This is a genomic window from Quyinboa sediminis (assembly GCF_042219855.1).
In the GTDB taxonomy this organism is placed as follows: Bacteria; Bacteroidota; Bacteroidia; order Bacteroidales; family UBA5342; genus JBHJHP01.
Map to the genome: position 1 here is coordinate 185,521 of NZ_JBHJHP010000002.1, position 26,994 is coordinate 212,514.

23 protein-coding genes are annotated in these 26,994 nt (G+C 40.7%); 21 read left to right on the forward strand and 2 right to left on the reverse strand.

Annotated features, from left to right (window positions below; all coding sequences use genetic code 11):
• Positions 1 to 6: 6 nt before the first annotated feature.
• The 6 genes from ACE1EF_RS06035 (at position 7) to ACE1EF_RS06060 (ending at position 8,164) form a co-directional block, all read left to right on the forward strand.
• Positions 7 to 762: a UDP-2,3-diacylglucosamine diphosphatase gene (locus tag ACE1EF_RS06035; protein ID WP_375719729.1), complete on the forward strand. Its 756-nt coding sequence runs from the start codon at positions 7 to 9 to the stop codon at positions 760 to 762.
• A 59-nt stretch (positions 763 to 821) separates the two neighbouring features.
• Positions 822 to 1,535 carry a M48 family metallopeptidase gene (locus ACE1EF_RS06040; protein ID WP_375719730.1) on the forward strand — a complete coding sequence of 238 codons (714 nt, stop codon included), beginning with the start codon at positions 822 to 824 and terminating at the stop codon, positions 1,533 to 1,535.
• Positions 1,535 to 2,875, forward strand: coding sequence for a deoxyguanosinetriphosphate triphosphohydrolase (locus ACE1EF_RS06045; RefSeq protein ID WP_375719731.1), 1,341 nt, complete (start codon positions 1,535 to 1,537; stop codon positions 2,873 to 2,875). Before ACE1EF_RS06040 ends, ACE1EF_RS06045 begins: the two co-directional genes overlap by 1 nt.
• A 130-nt stretch (positions 2,876 to 3,005) precedes the next feature.
• Complete coding sequence (locus tag ACE1EF_RS06050; RefSeq protein WP_375719732.1) at positions 3,006 to 4,820, forward strand: Ig-like domain-containing domain; 1,815 nt, start codon at positions 3,006 to 3,008, stop codon at positions 4,818 to 4,820.
• Between the two features lie 50 nt (positions 4,821 to 4,870).
• Complete coding sequence (locus ACE1EF_RS06055; protein ID WP_375719733.1) at positions 4,871 to 5,668, forward strand: DUF3108 domain-containing protein; 798 nt, start codon at positions 4,871 to 4,873, stop codon at positions 5,666 to 5,668.
• A gap of 108 nt (positions 5,669 to 5,776) precedes the next feature.
• Complete coding sequence (locus ACE1EF_RS06060) at positions 5,777 to 8,164, forward strand: T9SS type A sorting domain-containing protein (RefSeq protein WP_375719734.1); 2,388 nt, start codon at positions 5,777 to 5,779, stop codon at positions 8,162 to 8,164.
• A gap of 7 nt (positions 8,165 to 8,171) precedes the next feature.
• On the opposite strand, the gene ACE1EF_RS06065 is transcribed toward ACE1EF_RS06060, so the two are convergent.
• Both ACE1EF_RS06065 and ACE1EF_RS06070 read right to left on the reverse strand, forming a co-directional pair.
• Positions 8,172 to 8,654: a PaaI family thioesterase gene (locus tag ACE1EF_RS06065; protein WP_375719735.1), complete on the reverse strand. Its 483-nt coding sequence runs from the start codon at positions 8,652 to 8,654 to the stop codon at positions 8,172 to 8,174.
• A gap of 4 nt (positions 8,655 to 8,658) precedes the next feature.
• Entirely contained in the window at positions 8,659 to 9,960 is a 1,302-nt protein-coding gene (locus ACE1EF_RS06070; RefSeq protein ID WP_375719736.1) for an aminotransferase class I/II-fold pyridoxal phosphate-dependent enzyme, read from the reverse strand.
• 272 nt (positions 9,961 to 10,232) lie between these two features.
• Here ACE1EF_RS06070 and ACE1EF_RS06075 point away from each other — a divergent pair, with 272 nt between their 5' ends.
• From ACE1EF_RS06075 to ACE1EF_RS06145, 15 genes are all read left to right on the forward strand, one after another.
• Positions 10,233 to 11,957 (forward strand): SpaA isopeptide-forming pilin-related protein, encoded by a 1,725-nt coding sequence (locus ACE1EF_RS06075; RefSeq protein WP_375719737.1) that lies wholly within the window; start codon positions 10,233 to 10,235, stop codon positions 11,955 to 11,957.
• Positions 11,958 to 12,083: 126 nt separating this feature from the next.
• On the forward strand, positions 12,084 to 12,734 hold the full coding sequence (locus ACE1EF_RS06080; RefSeq protein WP_375719738.1) for a DUF6629 family protein: 651 nt from the start codon (positions 12,084 to 12,086) through the stop codon (positions 12,732 to 12,734).
• A gap of 23 nt (positions 12,735 to 12,757) precedes the next feature.
• Positions 12,758 to 13,594, forward strand: a complete 837-nt coding sequence (locus ACE1EF_RS06085) for a hypothetical protein (protein ID WP_375719739.1) — start codon at positions 12,758 to 12,760, stop codon at positions 13,592 to 13,594.
• 292 nt (positions 13,595 to 13,886) lie between these two features.
• Positions 13,887 to 14,384 carry a cysteine hydrolase family protein gene (locus ACE1EF_RS06090; protein WP_375719740.1) on the forward strand — a complete coding sequence of 166 codons (498 nt, stop codon included), beginning with the start codon at positions 13,887 to 13,889 and terminating at the stop codon, positions 14,382 to 14,384.
• Between the two features lie 265 nt (positions 14,385 to 14,649).
• Positions 14,650 to 15,621: a phosphatidylserine decarboxylase gene (locus ACE1EF_RS06095; RefSeq protein WP_375719741.1), complete on the forward strand. Its 972-nt coding sequence runs from the start codon at positions 14,650 to 14,652 to the stop codon at positions 15,619 to 15,621.
• 841 nt (positions 15,622 to 16,462) lie between these two features.
• On the forward strand, positions 16,463 to 19,162 hold the full coding sequence (locus ACE1EF_RS06100; protein ID WP_375719742.1) for a glycoside hydrolase family 127 protein: 2,700 nt from the start codon (positions 16,463 to 16,465) through the stop codon (positions 19,160 to 19,162).
• Between the two features lie 143 nt (positions 19,163 to 19,305).
• Positions 19,306 to 20,088, forward strand: coding sequence for a 2-oxo acid dehydrogenase subunit E2 (locus ACE1EF_RS06105; RefSeq protein ID WP_375719743.1), 783 nt, complete (start codon positions 19,306 to 19,308; stop codon positions 20,086 to 20,088).
• 64 nt (positions 20,089 to 20,152) lie between these two features.
• Positions 20,153 to 21,772: a TIM-barrel domain-containing protein gene (locus tag ACE1EF_RS06110; protein ID WP_375719744.1), complete on the forward strand. Its 1,620-nt coding sequence runs from the start codon at positions 20,153 to 20,155 to the stop codon at positions 21,770 to 21,772.
• Positions 21,773 to 22,005: 233 nt separating this feature from the next.
• Positions 22,006 to 22,494, forward strand: coding sequence for a T9SS type A sorting domain-containing protein (locus ACE1EF_RS06115; RefSeq protein ID WP_375719745.1), 489 nt, complete (start codon positions 22,006 to 22,008; stop codon positions 22,492 to 22,494).
• Between the two features lie 12 nt (positions 22,495 to 22,506).
• Positions 22,507 to 23,577, forward strand: a complete 1,071-nt coding sequence (locus ACE1EF_RS06120; RefSeq protein ID WP_375719746.1) for a fibrobacter succinogenes major paralogous domain-containing protein — start codon at positions 22,507 to 22,509, stop codon at positions 23,575 to 23,577.
• A 121-nt stretch (positions 23,578 to 23,698) separates the two neighbouring features.
• The gene (locus ACE1EF_RS06125; RefSeq protein WP_375719747.1) at positions 23,699 to 24,166 is read left to right on the forward strand and encodes a hypothetical protein; all 468 of its coding nucleotides are present in this window, start codon (positions 23,699 to 23,701) and stop codon (positions 24,164 to 24,166) included.
• A gap of 187 nt (positions 24,167 to 24,353) precedes the next feature.
• Positions 24,354 to 24,824, forward strand: coding sequence for a hypothetical protein (locus ACE1EF_RS06130; protein ID WP_375719748.1), 471 nt, complete (start codon positions 24,354 to 24,356; stop codon positions 24,822 to 24,824).
• A gap of 60 nt (positions 24,825 to 24,884) precedes the next feature.
• The gene (locus ACE1EF_RS06135) at positions 24,885 to 25,667 is read left to right on the forward strand and encodes a putative signal transducing protein (protein WP_375719749.1); all 783 of its coding nucleotides are present in this window, start codon (positions 24,885 to 24,887) and stop codon (positions 25,665 to 25,667) included.
• The gene (locus ACE1EF_RS06140; protein ID WP_375719750.1) at positions 25,664 to 26,392 is read left to right on the forward strand and encodes a hypothetical protein; all 729 of its coding nucleotides are present in this window, start codon (positions 25,664 to 25,666) and stop codon (positions 26,390 to 26,392) included. The genes ACE1EF_RS06135 and ACE1EF_RS06140 overlap by 4 nt, the downstream gene beginning before the upstream one ends.
• 101 nt (positions 26,393 to 26,493) lie before the next feature.
• Positions 26,494 to 26,979 carry a hypothetical protein gene (locus ACE1EF_RS06145; protein WP_375719751.1) on the forward strand — a complete coding sequence of 162 codons (486 nt, stop codon included), beginning with the start codon at positions 26,494 to 26,496 and terminating at the stop codon, positions 26,977 to 26,979.
• Positions 26,980 to 26,994: the final 15 nt, after the last annotated feature.

Genomic DNA, 26,994 nt, shown 5'->3' on the forward strand with positions numbered 1-26,994 from the left:
CCGGCATTGGACACCAAAAAGATATATTTTGCTTCAGATCTCCATTTGGGTGCACCTTACATCACCGATCCGAAACAACATGAAAAAAAGTTTGTGGATTGGCTGACGTTCATCCAACCGACAACAAAAGAACTCTTCCTTTTAGGTGATATTTTCGACTTCTGGTGGGAATACAAACGTGTTGTTCCCAGAGGTTTCGTCAGAATGCTGGGAAAACTGGCTGAGTTTGCCGACAGTGGCATTCCTGTTCATTTTTTTATCGGGAACCATGATATATGGCTGAAAGATTATCTTGAGAAAGAAATAGGGATGACGCTACATAAAAAACCAACCGTTTTTGAACGCAACGGGCTGAAACTTTTTCTGGCACACGGAGACGGACTGAATGACACTTCGTTGGGGTTCAAAGTCGTAAGATCTGCCTTTCACAGCAGCCTTCTGCAAAAAATGTTTGAAACTTTTGTACATCCTGATCTGGCCGTAAAACTGGGTCAGGCATGGTCGAACAGCAGTCGTAAAAGCCACGATCAGAAACATACAGCAACCTACCTTGGCGAAGACAAAGAACATCTGGTGCAGTTTGCCAAGGCTCATTTAAAGGAAAACGACATTAATTTTTATATCTTCGGGCACAGGCATATCACACTTGACCTGATGCTTAGCAGGCAGGCCCGTATTGTTATTCTTGGAGACTGGATTACCCACTTCTCATTCGGATCACTGGAAGATAAGACATTTAAGCTTGAATTTTTTGAAAGCTGACAAGCCCCCCGATACTTTCTCTCCTCATGAAAGGTATTAATTTTTTAAAGCGAGTAAAAATGAGCGAACAGAAGGTAATAGCGTACCCCGATTTCGGACCTGTTACATTTAAAAAGAATAGAAACGCCAAACATATATCCATACGTATTAAACCGGGACCCCTGGTATTTGTTACCTTGCCACTCAGGGCAAGCATTAAGGAAGGACAATCTGTTCTGATACAGAAGAAAGCCTGGGTCATCAAAAAAATGTATGAGCTGGATGAAGCTGAAACACTCTATAAAACGGGAAAAGAGATTCCGTTTAAATACCATTCATTCAGTATTGTTGCATCGGATACAACAAAAATATATTCAGAAACAAAAGAGAAAGAAGTAACGCTTTATTATCCTGATGGCATTCCTGTTGAAGCAGAAGAGGTACAGGAAGCCATTAAGGAAGTGATTCGTGAAATATGGCGGAGTGAGGCCAAAATTTACATTCCCCAGCGCATCACCTGGTTATCGCACAGTTTCGGATTTATGTACCAGAATGTATCTATCAGAGATGCCCGGACACGATGGGGAAGCTGTACCGGATTAAAGAATATAAGTATTTCACTTTATATCATGCGATTGCCGCATCATTTGATAGATTATGTACTTTTACATGAATTATGCCATACAGTGGTACCCAATCACGGGAAAAACTTTTATACCTTAATGGACAAAGTCACTAAAGGCAAAACAACAGAATATCAGAAAGAAATGCGAGCATATAAACCCTGGCTATAATGAACTGGAACTCACTGCTATCCACAAAAAGACTTGGACTCGAGGATTATTTCAGAACCGACCGGCAAAACCGTACGGAATACCAGCGCGATTACGACCGGATCATCTTTTCGGCATCGTTTCGCAGGCTGCAGAACAAAACACAGGTATTCCCCCTCCCTGGAAGAATATTCGTCCACAACCGTCTGACGCACAGCCTTGAAGTTGCAAGTGTCGGCCGGTCACTTGGACATAACATAGCGGTACAGATTTCAGATGCAGATCATACCGTTCCTGATTCTGTTGGTGAGATTGGAAGCATTGTAGCCGCTGCCTGCCTGGTACATGACCTGGGAAATCCACCGTTCGGCCATTCCGGCGAAAATGTTCTGAGCAGCTATTTCACCGAAGGCAAGGGGATAAAATTTAAAGAAAATGTATCTGCTGAGGAGTGGAGCGACCTGACCAATTTTGAAGGAAATGCCAATGCGTTCCGCCTGCTGACTCATCAGTTTAAAGGACGGCGGGATGGTGGTTTTGTACTCACCTACCCTACACTGGCCTCCACCATAAAATATCCTTGGGCATCGCATAGATCGGGAAAAAAGAAATATGGTTTTTTTCAGAGTGAAGCGCTGCAGTTTGAAAAAATTGCGAAAGAACTCGGACTGGAAAATCCTGAAAAACCCGGCGAGTACTTCAGGCATCCGCTGGTTTTCCTGGTGGAAGCTGCAGATGATATCTGCTACCAGATTATGGACATTGAAGATGCACATAAACTTGGAATCCTGACTACTAAAAAAACAAAGGAGCTGTTGCTCTCCTTTTATGATCCTGCACAGGAAGAACACCGTATAGAGCGCCTGAAGGAAACAATGAACCGGGTGACGGATAAAAATGAACAGATTGCCTATCTCAGGGCCTCGGTTATCGGGAAGTTGATTGATGCCTGCTCTCAGGAGTTCATGCAAAACTACACCGGTATTATGTCAGGGTCCTACCAGGGTAGTCTGATCAAAAATATTAAAGGTCCTGTCGGTGATGCATACAGAACCTGTGCAACCCTGGCTGTACGGAAAATTTACAAGGCTCCCGAAGTGGTAGAAATCGAAATTGCCGGTTACCGGATCCTCTCTACCTTACTTGACGTATTTGTTGAGGCAGCACTAAACCCTGATAAATCCTACTCTAAACAGTTATTGCCGCGCTTACCGGAACAGTATGAGATTACTGAAGGCTCCATTTACAACCGGATCCGAAACGTGCTGGATTTTATTTCAGGGATGACCGACATCTATGCGCTGGATTTATACCGGAAGATTACCGGCATTTCTATTCCGGGTGTAGATAAAGTTTATTAACCCAACTATCTGCAAAAACATAAGAATTGGTGAATAGGATTAATATGACTTTCTCCGTAAGGTTTATTAACACCTTGCTGTTGTGTGTTTAAGCTTAAAAATTTACTTTTGAGCACTAAATAAAAATACGTTGCAAAAACTTATCCATATATTTTCTGTCGTTCTGGCTGTGTTTCTGATTCATGCCTGTGCCAATCCAGGAATGCCTTCAGGTGGACCTAAAGATGTTTCGCCACCGGTATTGATTAAGAGTAAGCCGGAACAAAACCAGAAAAACTATACTGATCCAAAGATTCAACTCTATTTTGATGAGATCGTGGTCCTCAAGGATACCCGCAAAAACTTTATCGTTTCACCACCGCTGGAAGAGGATCCCGAGATTAACGCCCTGGCTAAAAAAATATCAATCGATCTCAACAACGAGCTTCAGCCCAATACCACTTACACCCTCTATTTCGGAAGTTCCATCGTAGACAATAACGAAGGTAATCCGCTCGAAAATTTCACATTCAGCTTTTCTACCGGTGATGTGGTGGATAGTATGATGATGTCAGGACGTGTGATCCGGGCAAAAGACCTCGAACCCGTTGCCAATATTATTGTCGGCATTTATAAAGACACCGCAGATTCTGCATTCATAAAAAATGTACCCTTACGTATTGCACAAACAAACAGCAAAGGGGAGTTTACGGTAAAAAATATTGCTCCCGGAAAATACCGGATTTATGCACTGAATGAACCGGTAAAAAATTACCGTTTCGATGCAGCTGAAGAGATTGCATTTCTTGATACTGTTTTTGAAACCAGCTTCGATACCATTCAACTGAGTGATACCCTTTGGGTGGATTCTGTTACAGTGGATACCATCATGTACCGTGACACCCTGGTTTACGGTCCTGACAGCATTCTGTTGCAAAGTTTCGAGGAGTTTCACCTGGTTCAGAACCTGAGAAAAAAAGAACGGTCTGTTCCCTATCAGTTTCTGTTCTCCTTCAGCTCACCAATACAGGAAGATCCAAGGTTACATATTGATGGTACACCTGAAAACTATGGCGGGATTTTCCCTGAATATTCAACAACCCGGGATACTGTTTATTACTGGCTGACCGATTCCAATCTGTACAAATCCGATACACTGTGGGTTGAACTGGAATACCAGAAGACTGATTCTCTTGAACAGCTGTTCTGGCAAAAAGATACGATACAGATGATTTACCGCGCCCCAAAAAGCGGAGGGAAAAAAGGGAAAAACAAAGGCACAGAACCGAAGTCTCAGCTGCTGAAAATAAACCACAATATTGCTTCGATGATGGATCTGAAAAGCAAAATTGTCTTTGAATTTGAAGAGCCTGTAAACCGGTTCAACCGTGATGAAGTACGACTGTACCTGAAAGCTGACACGCTGGAAACGCCACTTAATTTTACACTTGAACAAAGTGAACGCTTCCCGCGCAAATTTATCCTGGATTACAACTGGGCAGAAGGAGAAAGCTATACCTTGTCCATCGATTCGGCAGCTATTGAGAACATATACGGCATACATTCAGATAAATTCAAAACATCTTTCACCATCCGTAAACTGGATCAGTATGGAAACGTGAAGTTTAACCTTACAAAACCCGACTATCCGGGAGTGCTTTACCTGCTTGACGGAAGCGGAAAAATACTGAAGTCCCAACCTTTTACAGCTGCGGAGAATACCATTTTCTTCAAACTTCTTTTACCGGGCAAATACTACTTCAGCCTCTTTTTTGACAAAAACGGCAACGGAGAATGGGATACCGGAAATTTTCTGGAACACAGACAACCTGAACCGGTAAGATTTTTCAGTAAGGAACTCGAGGTTAAGGCATACCGCGATTATGAGGAGGACTGGAATACAGAAGAACACTTACTCTGGAAACAAAAACCGGAAGCCTTAAAAGGCAAAGACGACAAGAAATAATTTATTTCCGGCATTCCCGTTGTAGTAATATCAAAAAACTTTTTCATTGTATGATCAGGATTCTGAAATTAATCATATTGCTTTTTCTTACGACACTCACAACCTTTGCACAACAACCCAAAACGTTTGTAAGTGGTGAAAAAGTTGTATTTGATGCCTACTACAACTGGGGATTCATCTGGTTGCATGCAGGTCAGGCCATGTTTACTGCCAGGGATACTGTATTTAATGGCGATGAAGCATACCTGATGAAAGCTACCGGAACCACATTTAAAGGTTACGACTATCTGTTTAAGGTGCGTGATACATTAATATCTGTGGTAAGCAAAGATTCTCTTCAACCCATCTGGTTCACCCGAAAAACCAATGAGGGAACCTATTCCGCAGAGCTGACCTATCATTTTGATCATGCAGCCAACATGGTAACGGGGACCAAAAAACGTCATGAGAAAACCGAATATGCATCCTACATCCTTCCTGAAAACACCAGGGATATTGTCTCTGTTATCTATTATCTGCGCGAAGTGGACCTGACAGGGATGAAGGAAGATGACCGGATTTTATTCAACATGGTTGTCGATAATGAAATGTGGGAGTTGTATGTCCGTTATCTGGGTAAAAAGGTCGTTAAACTGAAATCAGGACGGAAATTTCGCTGTATCGTTCTGGCTCCTTTACTGCTGGAAGGCTCGGTATTCAGTGGTGGCGAAGGCATGAAGATTTTCGTGACGGACGACCGCAACCGCTTACCTGTATACATCGAGTCCAAAGTATTGGTTGGAAAAGTGAAAGCCAGCCTTGAAAGCTACGAGAATCTGAAATTCCCGCTCAGCTCCGAGGTCTACTAATGCCTATTTTGCGTAAAAATACGTAGTCCCACTGTTGAAATAGTCTTATTTAAAAGAATTTTTATTCGTACTTTTATGCAGAAACCTGTCAGGGAGTAAACTTTACAAATGAAACTTGTTAAGTTAATTATAGCAATTATCCTGATTGCATTACCGCTTAACGCTGTAAATGCTGCTGTAATTGGTGTAACCTCTCCCAAAGCCAACACGGTTTATACTGCCGGGTCAACACTTTATATTTCGTATGTTTTTCTGGATGTGGATTCTGTTAACATCGAGGTATTCTCTCCTTTCAATGGCGGAACCTGGGAAGTTGTGGTTGACAGCCTGCCCACTCATGAGGGAACCAAAATACCCATTGAAAATCTTAAAGCTCCCGACTGGGCACACTATCAGATCCGTATTACTGATTTGCACCATAAAGCTGACACCGCTTATTCGGGTGCATTCACCATATTAAATCCCCCTTCACCGGTGTTACAACTAAAGGTGAAAGAAGACAGTATAATGGCCGGAGCAAATATAAATCTGACCTGGGATATATCGCCGTCTGTTGATTCCATTGCCATTGAAACCTTTGATTCCTGGAAGAAAAGGTGGACCAGTGAAAATCATACTTTTCAAACCAGGGACAGTGCTTTAATTCTGAATTCGGGGGAAGGTATCATGGGCGGAATGCATTATTACAGAATTTACGATGTTAATTATCCGGACAAATACTCAAATACAGATTCATTTTTTGTCAGTGATCATATATTCGGCGGTATTGATTCTCTTTATCCGGCCAATGAATCAGAAGAGATACATATCCTGCCCGATACGGAAACAGACAGCTTCGTTTTCCTGATCTATTTCAGGGAATTCATTGAACTGGTTCCTGGCAAGCACATTGAGATCAACAACGATGCGCGGGGAGTGGTCACCACCCTGTCAACAAACGATACCAACAAAGTAAAAATCGTTAAGGACATGAATGGTGATCCAACCATATTATCCATACAGCCTCCGCTTCCGCTGGAACATTCAACACGGTATTACATCCTCTCAGACAAAGGGATTGTTAAAGACATGGCGGGCAACAGCTTTAACGGGTTTCGGGATAACCTGGCCTGGAATTTCTACACCCGGACACTGAATGATTTTAACGGGACGTTAAGCTATGCAGGAGAGCTGACCGGAAATCTTGTTATGGGCCTTTACGATCAGAGCGATATTGAAAACAACATCACGAATCACCCTGAAAATTTCCAGTACAACGAGGATACAGACTTCCCGTATAATTATTCAATTGGTGTTCCTGCCAACGGCAGCTATGGTATTTTCTGCTTTCTTGACCTGAACAATAATTTTGATGCTGATGACGGCGAACCGACAGGCTTTACCGATAATCTGAATATGAATGGAAAAGACTCTGCCGGCATTGACATCCTGCTCACAGACAATGCGGTCTATGACAATGTTTTTGTACTGGATCAGGCCAAATCATACTGGGGAAATAACGAAACATTTGCGTACAATGCCTTCTTAAAATCTTATTTTGCAGGTGACTGGAACTCCGGATCAACACCGGTAGTTGCCAATGCATATAAGATGGATAAGTTGTTGTGGGGCGTGGATTTTAAACTCCGTGAAAACGGCTCCGACAATCTGGGAAATTCTGTGCTATCGCCCGGAACTGCCGTCCATCTGGAATTTGACTTTCCTGACTCACTGACCATAAATTACATTGCTGGTGGGGCATTAATTACAGGTGCCAGAATGCTGAAAAACCGACTTATTCTGGATCTCAACGTAATTAATCCCGTAGCATCCCAAAGTGGCAATCCGGATGCTACACTGGGTTTTATGATCAGCTGTTCTCCCGATCACACAGCAGGAGTAAATGCCTATGGATCATTATTTTATGGTGAAACATACCTGAAAGATATCAGTCCGGTTAAAAACAGCAGCGGCAGTGCCGTCGGCATTAGAATAAACGGGAAAAATGGCGTGGAAAACCGGCTCACAGGAATGCTGTCAGACAATTTCCTTATCCATAATTTCGGCCAGCTTGATCCCAGACAAATGCCCGCCAACAGCAATAATCTGCTCGCATATATACCTGATCTTGACGCCTCGCAATATACTGTGGATAATTCCTTTAATGTTATTACGAAAAATTTTGATACCGATGGAGACGGCAAACTGAATAAAATGTACCGTGTTGTTGTAGCCAACAAAAACTGGTCTCCTCACGATATACTGTTTACTTACGACATCACTACTGGTATTGATCATTCTGCAATGGAACAAGCGGACATTTACTACAGTAAAACAACAAATACGTTTAACAGTACCGACGTTATCAGGGGAATTACAGTTTATGACATAAGCGGGAAAACGGTGTATCATTCGGATGAAACCGGAACAACTTTCAGACCATCTGAAACACCGGTAAAAGGTGTATATCTTATACGGACAGCGGATAAAACCGTTAGAAAAGTATTAATCCAATGATAGCAGATCAACTGAAAAAAGCCTCTACGCCAGGATATTTGAATTCCTTTTGCGCCTTTTCTACAGGAAATAAAAAGTAACTGACAACTGATTCTGTCGCCAGAATTCCATCAGAATTATACAGTTTAACATCCACTTTTGCCAGTCTTGAAGTTTGTTCAAGAACTTTTGCGATCAACCGCACTTTCCCTTTCACTGACGAAAGCGGCTTTTTGTATTTTATTTCCATACCGGTTGTTACACCTGCGGTACCACATTTTACATATATGGTCCATGCAGCAATCTCATCCATCAGCGTCGCCTGCATGCCGCCATGAACCACGCCGTAATAGCCCTCAAAAGTCCGCTCTGGTTCCCATTCACAGGTGACCTCCTCTCCTTCTTCCCAGAACTCAAGATGCAGCCCGATGTCATTGTGTGGCGAACAGGCAAAACAGTTGTATGTGTCTCCTTTCAGTTCTGAAAAAGGATTCCGTATTTTTCGTTTCATAGCTTTAAAATTGTAATGCATATTTACAGGCTTCTGCCATTAGTTTTACGGCACGTTCAAAGACCTCAGGCTCTTCAAAACCATAGGACAGACGCAACTGGTATTTTGCCTTTTCTGATTTACTGCATATGGTGCCGGGAATATAGACGAGCCTTGGATTTCTCTGCGCTTCACCGTCAATCTCCGGATCACCCGTTATACGTGATAAAAAATTAAAAAAAGGTGAGCCTTTGTCGGTTCGCACAGCTTTAAAGGTAATATAGAAATAAAACGCCGCATCACCGCCGGAAAAAGATTCAATATAGTCGCTGAGATATAACGTGAACAGTTGTTTGATAGCCCTGGCTTTATCCCGGTAGCCTTTATTTACTTTTACTTTCTGTATATGAATATAATGCCGCAGCAGCCATCCGGAAATTTCCTGATTAATCAAGGGCGAACTGAATCCTATATCTGACGTCCGCTGGATGAGTATTTTGGTAAAATCATTATCCGGACATATGATATAACCTATACGCAATGCCGGAGCCAGGATTTTTGACAGCGTTCCCACTTCGAAAACCTGTTGTAAGCTATCAAATTTTAAGCCGGATACCGGTTGTTCTGTTTCCGGATTGTGAATGATATCTTCATATGCCTTATCAAAAATAACTGGAATTCGTCTGTTTATCGCCTTACTCAATGTTTGTGCAAGCTCAACAATGGCTTTCCTTCTGTTATTTGAGAGCACTACAGTAGTTGGATTATTCACCGTTACAATATAGAAGAAGCTGATCTCCTGAGGATCAACCAACTTAAGTGCCTCATTCAGCGCCCGGGGGTTTAAACCCTCCTTATCTTCCGGAATGGCCAGTATCCTGAATCCTTTTCGCTCGAGCGTTTCGGTGTAGATATAATAATAGGGATCTGCGGTAATTACGATTCCAGGCTTAAGCATATCGGACAGAGCATCAAGGATGCTGGTGGCGCCATTGGCACCAATCAGAATTTTACGCTGAGAAAAATCCTCCCCGGTAAGCCCTCCGATATGATACTTCAGATAATAGGTCAGGATCGCATCCCGCAAATTGGGTGAACCTTCCGCACCACCATAATTCAACGCATTTCGGTAATGATCCGGATGTGCCATGATATCATCATAGGCCTCCCTGATCGCTTCCACAGGTATCGTTTTGTCATTTACATAACCTACTCCCAGGTTAATGTCAGTGCCTTCCCTGAAATCTGCGGCAAATTCAGCCGTCAACTGATTGATGGCAGAAGGTATCAGCGATGCCTTCGCCAGTGCGGAAAACGGATAGTCCATTTGATATTTTTTTTCAAAGTAAATCATTAATGACGGGAATTAAAATAATTTAAATCAGTGTTACAATGCAAAATCTTTATCTGCTTCCCATATTTTAGAATGGTTATAATTTAAGATCTTTCCTTAAAAATCAGCACTATTACAATTGCACAACCGGATATTCTTCATATTTTAGTGGTTTAGTATAAAATAAACTTATGCTTTTGCCTGTAAGTTACTTGTTTACTAAAGTCTTAAACCATTTGAAATATTAACTTAATTCTACCTGTTCTATGGGAAATTTTAAAAAAATTATGGGATTGATCCTGATTGGGTTAACCTTATGGTCATGTTCAAATGACACCAATGTTCTGGAAATTATTGATTACGGTACACTCAGCTTCTCTGTTACCGACAACAATGACAATCCACTCTCCGGCGCAACGCTTTATGTTTTTGATTTTGAATTATTTAAAGTCTCTTCTCTCGACATTACCGAAAATTATGATCTGGCAATTAAGAAAGGGGAAACCGATGCCAAAGGGAGCATAAATTTCGGTAAACTCAATACCGGCCTTTATCTGGTTTACGGTATTGTAACAGGTGAGGGAAACAGATCGTATCAGATCAGTAAACTGGTTCAGATCCAATCCGGCGAAGATGCCTCCATAACTATCAGTCTGGCCGATTATGTGGGATCTGTTACCATCCATATCAAGGGATTCGAAAACAATACATCATCTTCAAGCGATACATACCTTGATACAATTAATGTGGTACTGTTACCGTATGAACTGGCACACAGCGTTTCGTTCGGTAATTTTGACCAGTTGCTGAATCAGGGGGTAGTTCTCGGTAAAACTGACCATTCAGGAACGGTTTCCTCTGACCAGGTGCCGATTGGAGTATACTATGCCATTGCGTATTACGATGAAACACGATTCGACATTCTTTCGTTGAACAGATATCAGAATTCTGAGAGTTATTTCGAGATCCGAAAGGGGTCTAAAATGAACATGAGCATGTATGCTGAGAACGAAGATCTTGCCATTCATACACCTGAAACAATGGCTTTTCGTGTATATTACACGGAATACAACACCGGCACCGGTAAAATAGACACCACGTTTCTGCCAAATGCCAATGTATTACTGACCACAACAAGCTCATCGTACCTGGAGAGTGCCATTTCTTCTGACATCGTAAATATTACAACCAACGCACAGGGAGAGGCCAACGTTGTTGACTTCAACAATTTAGACTATTACAGCTATGTATATCTTTGGGTTTACACCGATATGGACAGCTACAAGCGGTTCGGACAATATTCAGTCACCGATTTAAAAAATAAAACCTATGACCTGCAGGTAAGCAAGGAAGTGTTTTACAAAACCTACGGCGATGTGCAGATCAATGCCAAAGGGAAATTTATCTCGGGCGTAACGCTGGATACCCTGGTCTTGTCAAACATAAACCTTCTTTTAACCAAATCCACCTCAGGTAGTTTTAGCTCATCAATGTCATCGTATAAAGTGCAGGCAGATGCAAACGGCAATGCCACATTTACACATATCCCTGTCGGCACTTATTATCTGTGGGCCTATACTGATGAGAGCCATGCCGATCGTGCCATCGTTCTGGTAACAGTAAACGAAGATGAAACCACAAGCATGAACGTTATATTTGATGCCGAGAAAGCATTGGTTTTATACGGCGATCTCAGTTTTGAGTTTTACGCATATAACAACGGAACCGAAACACCGGTAAAAGATGCCTATGTCATCATTACACAAACCTATACCTCTTCTGTTACTTCCGCACTTAATTATGCATATAAAACAGGAAAAACAGATCAGAACGGGAAAATAACCTTTAAAGATCTTCCGGTAAACCAAAAGTTTTATGTCATTACATACTACGATCTGGAGCGTTATTCCTATGCTTCTTCCAATTATACGGTAAGGTATCAAAGCAATGAATTTATTAAGATTCAGTGTAGCAGCAGAATATTTAACTAAAGAATTAATCCACCACAGCATTTTGTTGTGGTGGTTCTTTTTGTATCTTAGCTGAAGACCGGAATTAAACAGTGTTATTACCATTAAAGGTGTAATAACAAGTACTTTATTTGATGATAAACTTTTATGTGTTTTTCTGCTGAGATAAGTTTTGGTGCCAGTGCTGTTATATCAACGGTTGGTGTTATAGCGGCTAAAAAGAGTGCCCAAAAAGAGCAACTGTTTTTCGCAATGATCCCTTTAATGTTTGGGATTCAGCAGTTTTTTGAAGGCTGGCTCTGGGTTGCCTTACAAAACGAAGGGTACCGCACCACAGAAATGCTGGCAAAATACGGGTTCCTGATCTTTGCTCAACTGATATGGCCGGTTTGGGTGCCGCTATCGGTTTATACAATTGAAAAGAACCGTAAACGAAAACGCATAATCGGCGGATCGCTGATATTGGGAATTGCGATGTTTGTTCTTCTTGCCTACCGTATGGCCGCATACGACGTAAGTGCTCACATTGATCACCAGCACATCTATTATACCGTAGGCCATTTTAACAGTACAAACTGGTGGAGTGGCGCGCTATATCTTCTGCCTGCAGTCTTCCCGTTTCTGTTTTCCAGCCATAGGAAAATTAATATTCTTGGAGCCATCATGTTACTGTTTTTTGTGATCTCAAAAGTATTTTACCTTAAGTATATGATTTCGGTATGGTGTTTTTTTGCAGCCGTAATGAGTATGTACATATTATATATTCTGAAAAAACAGGAACCTGAAATAAAACCGTAAAACAATTAAACAAGTGCAATATTATGAAACTTTTAACCCTCTTTTTCGCAACATTCATATTAACAGTAAATGCTGTTTCAATGCCCCGAATGGATTCTGCAGGCTCACGATTTAATATGGACAAAGACTTTCTGCTGGTTCAGTATGATTGTAAGACAGACGTGGACGACCTCCATACCATTGCAGCCTTCAGGTCCCTGATTTCTGATCCTGCATTTTCTGATCTTCAATACTATGCCGTTACAGGAGCTTACGGCATTCAGGACGGTTTGTATGTTCCTCCGAATGACCTCTTCAGGCTGGCTTTCGGGAATAACTGGTCCGATGCGCATGAAAACACCGAAAAGGCAGTGAGAGAAGTAATAAAGAAGGTAAAAGCTACCATCAGGAATAACGGTGATATCTGGATTGCAGAAGCCGGACAATCCGATTTTACTGCTCTACTGGTTCAGGCTTTACAAAAAAAGTTTCCTGAAATAAAAACACAAGAGCGTATTCATGTGGTTCAGCACAGTGACTGGAATGAAAAGTCAACATCGCCGGAAAGCCTTGCGTTTGTGAAAAAGAATTGTGACTACATGAAAATTCCGGACGGGAATACCGTGGGCAACGGATCGCCCGGCTTCAGAGACGGAGATTATACAGATTGGAAACAGGATATTTCCAACAAGACTCAGGCAAATGTCTGGCAGCTGGCCTCTGATATCTCAACAAAATATAACGGTAAAGACGAAAGATACAATAACAGCGCCATTGCAAATGGTGGCCTCGACTTTTCGGACCTCTCTGAAGTGTGCTGGATTTTTGGGTTAGAGGATATAAAGGATGCCAGACAGTTTTTTAGGCTCTATGTAAAATAAATAGTAGAAGAAATATAAAAAATATCCCATATCCAGATAAAAGAGTCAATTTGAAAAACTTACCTATTTAAGATTTGAAAAATAATTAAATAGGCACTTTCGCTAACAAAAGGCATTAGGCATGGCGGCATTCAGGAAAACAAAGCGATGAACTTAAAATGTTTATTCCGAACAGGTCGGACGGATTTTAAAATTAATCCACTATGATCTCATAGCGAAACGTTGCCTGCAAGCGAACAAATGACAGTTTGATAAACAATAAGTTAAAACGAAAATTAATGAAGGCAAAACCATGCAGAAAAAGTCTTTAGTCGTAATTGACATTCAGAATGACATTACCAAAAACTATAAAGAAATCATTGAAAATATTAACCGGTCAATAGATTGGGCCGTGCAAAATGAAATTCATGTCGTTTACATCAGGCATTACAACTTATCTGACGGCACAAGGACTTTCAAACCTTATACGCGTGGGTCTGAACTGGTTTCTGACATGAAATTGGTTTCTGACAATATTTTTGAAAAATCCAAAGGCAACGCATTGACCAGTGAAGATTTTACCAACTTTATCAGGAAAAATGAAATAAGCGAATTTTACATTACAGGAGCAGACGCAATTGCCTGTGTGAAATCAACAGTATTTAATATGTGCAAGGAAAACTATAAAGTTACAGTCTTATCAGATTGTATTACGAGTTATGATAAAAGAAAAATTGATGAAATGCTGAATTATTATGAAAAGAAAGGCAGTAAAATAATTAACTTGAACGATCTGATAGATTCTGATTAAAGATGCCAGTAGCTGGCAAAGTGTATATGTCATAAGGGTTTCACCGGGTATTCAGGCGTTGTAGGCCTATCAAATTTCATCACGGTTTGACAGGAAACCACCACACCCCCGATTGCTGTCGGGTCTGCCATTAAACATACAATTAACCATTATCGCCTCTTAAAACATTGTTGCAACAGAGTACGGGAAAAGAGTAACTGATTATTTATTGTAGCGGTTAATACACATTGAATTATCTTTGCTTCTCATGGCAAACATGGCAAACATGAAAATAACAAAGACTAAAAAGAGGTGGGGCATTCTTATGCTGTTGCTTGCAGTACTTATCAGCATAGCCATTTATCCACTGAAGCCTCAGGATCCCATTCACTATTATGAAAGAGAAAGCGGACAAATAAAAACAGAAAAGGTAGCCGGAGAAAAGTGGCTGGTATGGTTGTATTACAATCCGGTAGGAGAAGCAACCTTGTGGGCATTGGTAAAAAGAAAGCTGGTCTCATCGATCTATGGTAAAATGATGGATCGCCCTTCTTCCGCTAAAAAGATTCAACCATTTATTGAAGAATTTGATGTTGATATGAGCATTGCTCAGGAACAAAAGTTCCAAAGTTTTAACGATTTTTTCACCCGAAAACTTAAGGAAAATGCGAGACCAATTGATACCGTTTTCAATACTGTTGTATCTCCTGCCGACGGGAAAATTCTGGCTTATGCCAATATTAACAATTCCGATTTTATCATAAAAGGATTTCGCTTTGATGTATCTTCCTTTCTGGAAAATCCGGATCTGGGACAAAAGTACCAGGATGGTACTCTGCTAATTATCCGGCTGGCCCCGGTCGATTACCATCGTTTTCATTTTCCGGTCAGTGGAGATTTATCTCCGGGCAAAAAGATTGACGGGGACTATTATTCCGTCAATCCCCTTGCATTGCGTAAAATGGTTAACATCTTCTTTTTAAATAAACGGGAATATACAATTATTTCAAATCCGCTGTTTGGTGATGTTATCATGGCCGAAGTTGGTGCCACAATGGTAGGAAGCATTATACAAACGTATACCGGAAATGATGTAAAAAAAGGGGAAGAGAAAGGCTACTTTAAATTTGGAGGTTCTACGATCGTACTACTGTTTGAAAATAATAAAATCCAAATTGATGAGGATTTATTGAACAATACAGCTAAGGGATACGAAACGACAGTTAAAATGGGCGAAAGAATCGGTGAGAAAAAATAAACGAGTAAGTCAAACCTTTGTACCATAAATATTCAACCTGCTCAATAGTGAATAAACTGAAAGCCATGTTCACATCACGGATGCAGTAACGTGCGTTGGGTGGATTATAACAACAGCCTGCCAAACATCCGGAGCATTCTTACCATCCAATACGAAACCGGCAAAACCAATAATTCATAACTCGACATTCATAATCACTGTTATCCGTCTAAAAATCAATGTTACTTAAAGATTCTGCGCTTCATTTTACTGCGCTCAGAATGACAGACTTTAGGTTCATATAGGGCTGGAGGATGTGTTGGTGTGCGACAAATTCGCAAACCTAAACATCGTCCAGCCAAAAACCATCAAATGCCTGTCATTCCAAGCGTCGCGAGGAAGCTCTGAAGCTTTACCCGGACAACAAACGGGCACAATTCCCCATTCGTAATTTGTAATTCATAATTCCTAATTCACAATTGTTTATCTCTCTTGCTTTTAATGATTTAATTCGCTACTTTTAGTGGCACTATTAACTTAATACTCACCCCACTGTATGCATTGCTGTATATCACAACAACTGATTAATACTCCAGAACCAGGCTATGAAGTTGATGATACCGGTACATACTTTTCAGGGTGTTTCAGGCTCATGAAGCTGATCAGATTTTAGCTAACTGTCTTCAGTTTCATCCTAATGACTAATGGATGAACAGACTTTCGCTTTTTGACAGGATGTGGAGGGAATGCAAAATGTAAATATTCATATCCATGAACTGAAAAAAACTGAGCCGGTGCAGAATACAAGACCAAACGCGTTGGGGTCAACCCTCCGGAATATATTAAACTAACATTTACCAAAATGAAACACTTTAACAAAACACCTTTAAAGCTTCTACCTGCATTATGCCTCATTCTGATGATTTCACTATCCTGTTCTGAACAAACGAATTCTGATGGGCCAAGGAATCTGGCAAATATTGCCAATGCCAGCGGTTCATTTCGTTATATGTCGCGGCTCTCGGGGTTAAATGACGGGCTTACACCCACAGACTCCACCAGGTGGAGACCCAGACAGAGTAACAGAAGACGAATGCCAGCAACACCACAGTGGATTGAATACAGCTGGGATCACCCGGTAAAGACATCTGCAGTGGATTTATTTCTTTGGGATTATTATAAGGTTATTCCATTGCCTGAATCGTACCGCATTACCTACTGGAACGGATCGGATTTCATTCATGTCCCCAATGCCAAGGGTTTGGGCCTGGAAGCAGGAATATATAATAAAACAACCTTTGACTCTGTGGAGACAACAAAACTAAGGATTGAAGTGGATTCTTCTTTTTTCCTCCCTATGAATGTTATAGAGTGGAAGGTTTATGCCAGCAGTGATGCACCAACCTATCCACCCATTGTGAATGCAGGTGAAGACCGAGATGTAATGATCGGCGGTAAGACCTGGTTATCCGGCGATGTTAAGGTAGTTGATGCACTGGACAAACTGAAATGGAAGAAGGTAAGTGGTCCGGGTAAGGTATCTTTTAGTGATCCGGATTCCATTAAAGGAACAGCCAGCTTTTCAAAGCAGGGTGAATATGTGCTTTCATTAACAGCAACAGACGGCAAATCACACGGATCATCAGATATTATTGTACGGGTGCATGATCTTCCACCAAAGGACAGGCTGGATGTGGTTTACACGAAAAAATACAGCATAGATAATCCGATGTGGGATTCCAAAGCAAAATCCATTATTGTGAATTGGATACCGCATTGCATCAGGATGATTGAAAGTACAAACCTGGAACAGGGACAGGGCGGACTGGATAATTTTATTGAGGCTGCAAAAGCACTTCGCGGCGAACCACACGGACCACATCTTGGATACGTATTTTCGAATGCATGGGTACACCAGACCATCGAGTCGATGTGTATTGCACTGATGGTTGATCCCAAAGGTGACAAAGAGATTATGGCATCACAGGAGCAGATGAAAAAAACACTGGAGAAGTGGATCCCAATCGTACTTGCAGCACAGGAACCGGACGGATATCTTCAGACGGCTTTTACTCTGCGGGATACTACACGATGGACGGAAAGATGGTCTCCTGCTCAACGTGGGACCCATGAGGGATATGTAGCGGGCTATTTTATTGAGTCGGCCATCAATCACTATACCCTGACCGAAGGAACAGATAAAAGGCTGTATGATGCAGCAAAAAAACTGGCCGATTGCTGGGTGGACAACATCGGACCGGAGAAAAAGGAATGGTTTGATGGTCACCAGGAAATGGAGCAGGCATTGGTACGCTTCGGCCGTTTTGTCAACGATATGGAAGGAAATGGCCGTGGTGACGACTATATTAAACTTGCCAAATATCTGTTGGACAGCCGCAAGGGAGGAAATGAATACGACCAGAGCCATCTTCCTGTAACGCAACAGTATGAAGCTGTCGGCCATGCGGTAAGAGCAGTATATAATTATTCGGGAATGGCGGATGTGGCAGCAGAAACAGGTGATATTGATTATCAGAGTGCCGTGATGTCCTTGTGGGATAATATGGTGAATAAAAAATACTATGTCACCGGAGGTGTTGGCAGTGGTGAAACCTCTGAAGGATTTGGTCCCAATTACTCGCTACGCAATTCTGCCTACTGCGAATCATGTTCAAGTTGCGGGCTTATCTTTTTCCAGTATAAGATGAACCTGGCATACCACGATGCAAAATATGCAGATCTTTACGAAGAAACCATGTATAACGCCCTTCTGGGTTCACTCGACATGGAAGGTGAAAACTTTTACTACACAAATCCGTTGGTTTCAAATTATAAGCGATATCCATGGCATGTTTGTCCGTGTTGTGTCGGCAATATCCCAAGGACACTGTTAATGATTCCGACCTGGACCTATGTAAAAAGTCCGGATGCGATTTATGTAAACCTGTATATTGGAAGCAGTATAAAAGTTGAAAACGTTGCAGGAACGGATGTGCAAATGATCCAGGAAACAGACTACCCATGGAACGGAGATGTGTCTGTTACTGTTAATCCTGAAGAGAAGAAAGAATTTGCACTCTATGTAAGGGTTCCGGACAGGCATACCAGTGTTCTGTATAGCTCTGACCCGGAAGTGCAGGGGATTGAAATGCTTACCCTGAACGGTGTTGAGATTACTCCCGAAATTGAAAACGGATATGCAGTGATTAAAAGGGAGTGGGAAAAAGGCGACAACGTTAGTTTCTCCCTTCCGATGGAAGTTCAACGCATAGCTGCAGATGAGAAAATTCTTGCAGATACGGGCCGGATTGCCTTAAGATATGGTCCGTTAATTTACAATGTGGAAGAAGCGGATCAGGAGAATATCGATAAGAACATAAGTAATGATCCTCTGACGCCGGTCTGGAGAGACGATCTTCTGGGTGGCATAATGACCCTGGAAGGTAAATGGAATGATGGCTCTCCTCTTGTTGCCATACCTTACTACGCCAGGAATAACAGAATACCGGATGGTGATCATCCGGAACATGCAAGATCCATGGTCTGGATCAAGGCAGAATGACAGCGTTTGACTGGCAAGAAAAGCGGACTGGTTCAGCCGGTATGTTCCGGCGACCGGGCCTGCCTGCCGGGTAAGTCATTTAACCTACAAGGCATGAACGATAACATTTAATACCTGGTACAGTACGCTTAAACAGCATGTGAATGGATGCATATAAAATCCGTACATTCCCGAAGTCAAGAATTGCCACAAATGATGTGTGTGCCATTGGTCGTCAGAAACATCATGTTACGGCACTGATTGAAATTGACGTGTCTGAAAGCAGGGAAAAAATTAAGGCGTATAAGAAGACCCGGAGAATTTCATTCACTGCATGGCTGATTAAAGTCATTAGCATAACAGTGAAGGATTATGAAAATGCCACAGCCTATCTTAAGGGGAAACGAAAAATTGTGGTTTTCAATGATATAAATGTTTCACTTGCTGTAGAAAAGGTATTAAACGGGCAACGAATTCCGATACCGGTCATAATCGAAAAGGCACATGAGCGCAGCATTGAATCGATAACGCAACAAATAAACGAGGCAAGAGATCAGCAATTGGCTGATAAAGATATCGTTCTGCAAAAAAGAACGAATAGACTGGAACAGATCTATTATGTGTTTCCCGGACTTATCAGGAGATATTTCTGGCGGTACCTCGTAAGACATCCCAGCCTTGCCTTCAGTAAAATGGGAAATATCGCCTTTACGTCTGTTGGCATGACCGGAAAAGGAAATGCATGGTTTATTCCGTTATCTGTACACCCGGTATGCTTCGGGATCAGCAATATATCCAGAAAACCGGTTGTTGTGGATGACAAAATTGCGATAAGGGAAATGCTTCAAATGACCGTTTTACTGGATCACGACGTGATAGATGGTGCACAAATGGCCCGGTTCTTAAGAAAACTGTCTGAAAATATTGAAGGAGGGATTGGTTTATAAAAAACTTGAATACTCAACAGAATTATCCAATTAAAAGCGGATCATAGCATAAAAACAGAACCACATGAAAACGATAAAAATCATTCTGATTATTCTGACTCTTTCTTCTCAGATAAGAGCACAGGAAACTCCCAAACCGGCAATTACGCCATACTGGGGATTTGGTCACTGGATATGGGAAGATCAGCTGCATACTTCCAATACTGTCAGGTACCTCATCGATGGCTACTCCAGGTACAATATTCCTGTAGATGCTGTCATTCTGGACAGCCCCTGGTCATCTGCCTATAATAATTTTGAATCAGATACCGCCCTTTATCCTGATTTTGAAAATATGCTTAATCACCTGCACAGCAAAAATATTAAACTGATATTATGGTATACCGGATTTGTGAACAAGGAGTCACGGGAGGTTCCTTTAAACCAGTCCCCTCTATATGAACCGGCTCTAAACATGGGATATACGGTTAATAATGGGAGTCTGCACAGTTGGCATAAAGGAAAGGGCGCACACATTGATTTTACCAATCCTGAAGCAAAAGCCTGGTGGCACAAACAGGTGGATAAGATCTTAAAACAAGGCATTGATGGCTGGAAAGTAGATGTCAGCGCCGAATGGTTAGACGATAATGTATCAACTTCCATCGGCAATTTATCAAATAAAGAGTTTAAATATTATCATTACCAGGATGCATTTGAATATGCCCGGTCCATAAATCCGGATTTTTTATGTTATACGTACGGACATGTGCATGTAAGAAATCGGTATCTTGATATGGCACCTCAAAACTACTCGCACTTCCAGTGGACAGGTGACTTCACCGGAGATTTTAAAGGCCTGCTCGACCAGTTAAATTTCATCTACCTGTCAGCTCAAAAAGGGTATGGAGCGCCTGCATGTGAAATAGGTGGATACTGGGGCAAGCCGTCCGATAATAAATCCTTCATTCGCTATGCACAACTGGCGAGCATGGTTCCTGCCATGGTGAATGGTGGCCGGGATGGTGCCCTGGGACATCATCTACCCTGGAATTACAGTGAAAAAACCATTTCTGTTTACAGGGATTATGTAAACCTGCACCGGAAGCTTGCGCCCTATCTGTTCAGTACATCTGTAGAAGGACATCTGAAAGGCCACTCCATCATAAAGGAGTGCTCCAATGAGAACAATACTCATATGCTTGGGGATGCCATTTTTGTAAAACCCATCACAACCGAAAATGATACTGTCAGCATTGTGTTCCCGGATGAACACCGATGGATTAATTACTGGGACAGCAAGGAAGTATTTTCGTCTTCAGATACAATTACAAAGTATTATCCCATAGAAAAATATCCTGTTTTTATGAGGGCCGGGGCCATTATACCTGTTGCAAACAGTGATAAAAAAAGTATTGAACTCCTTATCTATCCGGATGGTAAATCAGAATATGTTTTTCACAAACCAAGCGGACAAGGTGTGGATTACACGGATATCCGGGTTACAATGAATTCGACAAAAGGGACATTAGAAATATATTCACCGGATGCATACAATTTTAAGCTGAAGCTGATTTGCTTTGATGCCCCACAATCTGTTTCCGGAGCCGACATGCATCAGTATAATCCCGAAAGTTCTGAATTGTTTCTGGAAAAAAACGGGAGCGACTTTAAAATTAAAATCAAGGGATTAGCAGCCTACTAACCTGATAATCTAAACGAGATGGATAAATGTCAATTCAGTGCATAAACACATACAGACAGATTAAAAGTTTAACCTGTTCTTGTTTTTAAGCGGCTAAATAACTACTTTTATTTTTACTAACGCGAACTGTAAAACAACCTGTTTACATTCCTGTAATTAGATATGTGTACTTTTATTCGGAATATCGTGACCATGCGGAATGAATAATAGGGATAAATTTAAAATGCTGACAAATGTTAAAGCTAAAATTAAGTTTAACAATCCTGTTCTTTTTATGTATGTATGTTAAGCCCATTCAAGCTCAGGAAAACGTTAATACTGCCGGAGGTGTGGCAACCGGGAATGGAGGATCTGCTAGCTATTCAATTGGACAGGCTACATGTCATACCTATGCAGAAACAAATGGTTCAATGGCAGAAGGAGTACAACAGCCATATGAGATTATGGTTGTAACTGAATTAAAAGAAACTCAAGGCATAAACCTTACAATTTCAGCTTATCCAAATCCTGCAATTAACCAGTTAACACTGGATGTTAAAGACTTTAAGTTTTCAAACATGCACTTTCATCTCTATGATACTGGTGGGAAACTTTTATTAAATGAAAAGATCACCAACACACAAACAAGCATTGATGTCAGCAAACTTGTACCTTCTATTTATTTAGTAAAGTTATTTCAGGGGCAAAAAGAAGTGAAGACATTTAAAATAACAAAGAATTAAGACCAAAACGTAATGAAAAGAGTATTAATTATTTTGACAGCCATCGTATTTACGGTAAGTGTGTTTGCTCAGTCACCCGAAAAGATGAGCTATCAGGCAGTAATCCGGGATGCAAATAACAATTTGTTACCAAACCAATCTATTGGGATGCAAATAAGCATCATACAGGAGTCTCCCGATGGTACTGCTGTATATATTGAAACTCAAACGCCGACAACCAATGCAAATGGTTTGGTAAGTATCGAAATAGGTGCCGGTATGGTGGTGAATGGTGATTTTACAAATATTGATTGGGCAAATGGACCATATTTTATTTTAACCGAAGCTGACCCCAAAGGAGGAACTGATTATACCATTACAGGTACAAACCAGCTATTAAGTGTACCCTATGCTTTGCATGCAAAAACTGCTGAAAGAATAACCGGGGATAATGCATTAGAAAATAAAGTTGAGGCGATGGAAAATATACTAATTAGTTTAGGTCTTTATACTGTTACGGATATTGACAGCAACATTTACAATATGGTAATAATAGGCAAACAAATATGGATGAAAGAAAATCTGAGAGTGACGAGATATAACGACGGTGAACAAATTGAACTTGTTATAGACGGAACAGAATGGACATACCTGAATTCACCTGCCTACTGTTGGTATGATAATGACAGCACTGCAAATGCTAAACTATATGGTGCTTTATATAATTGGCATACTGTGAATACAGGAAAACTGTGTCCATTTGGATGGCATGTTCCTTCTGAGGAAGAATGGATAACATTGTTTGATTATCTGGGAGGAGATACAATAGCTGGAAGCAAGCTTAAAGAAACAGGTAATATTCACTGGACAACTGCAAACACTGATGCAACCAATGAAACTAAATTCACAGCCCTGCCCGGTGGATATCGTGCTGTTGATGGCAATTTCTACCATCTGGGTTTTAAGGGACATTGGTGGAGTTCAACCTCATCTTCTGATACTCATGCAATTAAAGTAGATATTAATGCTGAAAATGGTAATATAAACTCCGGTGGTGGCAATAAGTCTATGGGAGGAGTGTCTGTTCGTTGTATAAAGGATTAGTGTAAATATTGATTTTACTAAGAATAAGCATTCTAAAAAACGAAACGCCAATAAACAGTCATAAAATATTTGGATTAATTTTCTTAGATTGCACTAATTATAAACTTATAAATCAATAATTATGAAACACCTAACACTTTTATTATTTGTTTTGGCTTTGTCCACTGCATCGTTTGCTGAAAAAGCAGATTTTTCAGGAACCTGGAATATTGACAAATCAAAAAGCACTTTGAATGAACAGTTTAGCATGGCTCCCAATCAGCTTATTCTGACTCAGGATAAGAATACATTAACAATTGAAAGACACTCTTCATTTCGTGATCAGGATTTTACATTTACCGATAAGCTTACGCTTGATGGAAAGGAATGCATTAACAAAGGCTTTCGCGATAGTGAAAAAAAATCGAAAGCTGTCTGGTCAGATGATGCAAAAACATTGATTGTGACCACAAAAATACCAATGCAGGATGGAAATGAACTGACACTAGTGGAAAAATACCAACTGGTGGATTCTAATCTGCAGATCAATGTTAAAGCATCATCGTCATATGGCGAATCAGAAGAAACCTACGTTTTTGCTCAACAGTAGACAGGACGATTTTTTGAAGATATTCAAATTATATGCAATTCTGATAACACGACCTGTCCAACGAAAGGGGACAGGTCGTTGTTATTAAGGGGAATACAATCCGACTACTTCGAAACCATTCTTCGCAGATAAAAAGTAATAATTTTACAGCTCATAAGGCCTGAAACAAACGATAATAAAAATCACCATGCACAGATTTATACTCAACATATTTGTTTTATTAAGTACTGTAGTACTTTTGTTGCTGCAAGTTTCCTGCGAAACGGATTCTGATTTTACCAGCATAAATGACAACCTGGACTGGAAGCTGGATGATGATTTCTCAAACCGGGAGAAGAAACTGTTTGACTCGCTCGATTTTAAAAAAGTGGCCGAATTTACAGAGCCGGATGACGGAGCTATAAGATGGCCTGTTTACTTTTATCCAAATCCTTTATCTGACGTGGGGAATCTGCAATATCCTTATGATAATATGATTCTGAACATCGTTATAGTGGATGAAATGTACAACATAAAAATGTCACACAGAAGTACTGCTAATTCGTTGGGTTTTGATTTTAGTTCCTACAAAAACGGATATTACCGAATGTACTATGTAGTACAGGATTCGCTGTTTTATATTGTTCACAAAGGCCATGGGGATATTAAAAAGGAATAATGGCTGATTTTTTTATATCTTAGTCAGTGAATTAATGATATACCAGACAAACCAGTAAGAATGAACCTTAAAACCATTCACATATCCAACATGCCTGTTGAATGCCATATTCTCAAGGGAAGGCTTGAATCGGAAGGTATTGAGTGTTATATTTTCGATGAAAATCTGGTTTGGGTGCATCCATTCCGGTCCGTTGCCATTGGTGGAGTCAAACTAAAGGTGCCAGAAGATCAGTACGATAAAGCGAAGCAGATATTACAGGCTATTCAGGATGTGAACCTGGTGGATGAAACCGGAAGCTATGCCATGGAAGATGCTGTTAACGGCGCCATGGAAAAGGAGGATGAGATATTGCACATAAAATCCATTTTACGCCATGATCCCGAACTTCTGGATCAACCCGAAAAAATTGCAAGAAAACTGGTGACTGACACAGAACTGGCCGATCTAATCGTTGCAGAAAAGCAATTCCTTAAGCTATCGCATAAAGATAAGACCCCATCGATTGGTGAACTCATCCATGAACTGACCGACTTTAATTTTGATATTCTGAAAAACCTAAGGCCCAACCCAACGGAGTATTACCTGGAAAAGGAAGATGTGGAGAACTACACAAATCAAAAGAAGGAATTTGGTATCGTAAGTTGCCCGCACTGCGCATCAAAGAATGTGCGTTTTGATGATGCCATCGATTATAAATGGGATTTCCCATACCTGTTTTTTTCACTGATCACCATGGTGCCCTTTCCTCCTTTCAGATATAAATACCACTGTTTTAACTGCGGAAACGATTTTAAAGTCAAACATCAACAACCTGATCATAACCAAAATCAAGACAAATGAAAAAAGCGTTGTTTCTGATTCTTTTAATGGCAGTATTTACGTTAAGTTCATGTTCGGTACAACAGGTTCCGTCATCTGCAATTCCTACAGAACCGGCAGAAAATCTGATTTCCCGTTCCATGTTTAACAGTCATGACAGAACGATATCGGAAGACGATATTCAGCGACTTCTGAACGGAAAGATCAAATTTGGAGATTCACTCAGAATAGCCATTTTTAATTATCAGGCTGAGGGCGAAAGATTATCGCATGGCAGGCCGTATTATTATTACAGAACCGATGAAGCATATCTCAAAACCCAACAGGAGTATATTGAAACTTTAAAGCAAAGATTAAGTACATCCGAAAAAACGGCTAAGGTCATTCTGATGCCCTCAATTATGGCAGACCACCAGTCGTCCATTACTAATCTTCGCGAGACAGCCATAAGATTGCAGGCTGATTTATTGCTTGTTTATTCCATTAGTAGTGATATTTATTACAAATACAGATCGTTCAGTGCCGACGAGGTGAAAGCATTTGCCAGTGTAGAAGCATTTTTAATGGATACGCGAACAGGAATAATACCGTTTACCAATATAACAACACGTGAAAGTTACGGTAAAAAAACATCGGGTGAGTATACGATGGAAGAACTACGCAACAATACGGAAAAAGAGGCTGTTCTAAAAGCATTAAGGGTACTCGGAACTGAAATATATACCTATCTGATGGAAACAGAATAAAGAATAGAAACTATTATCCTCTTAAATATTGGCCCAATGACAAACGTTACCATATTCATAAAATATTAATTTTTATTCTCTAATTAAACAAACCATTTAAAATGAAAAAAATAACCTTATTCATTTTACTGTTTACTGTTAGTATCTCTTTAACATATGCACAAACAGACAGGGATTCAATATCAGCACATAAAGTTACTGGTGGTTATGAGTTTTACAAATCAAATATAAAACTCACAATGCCACAATTAGTTACGGCTTTAAAACCGAATGATGCAGCTTATAAACAAATTCAATCAGCCCGTGCCAACAGTGCAATCGCAGGTATATTAGGTGGTGTAGGTGGTTTTTTGGTAGGTTATCCTTTAGGCACTGCATTAGCCGGAGGAGATCCAAACTGGACCATGGCAGGTGTGGGTGCTGGCTTGGTTGTGATATCAATACCTATAAGCATAAGTTCCAACAAAAAGGTTAAACAAGCCGTTGACATTTATAATGAAGATTTACGAACAAGTTTAATCCGTTACGAAACAGAGTTAAGATTTTCAATGACACAAAATGGAATTGGACTTAAATTCAGGTTTTAGGTTCTGAAAAGTCCT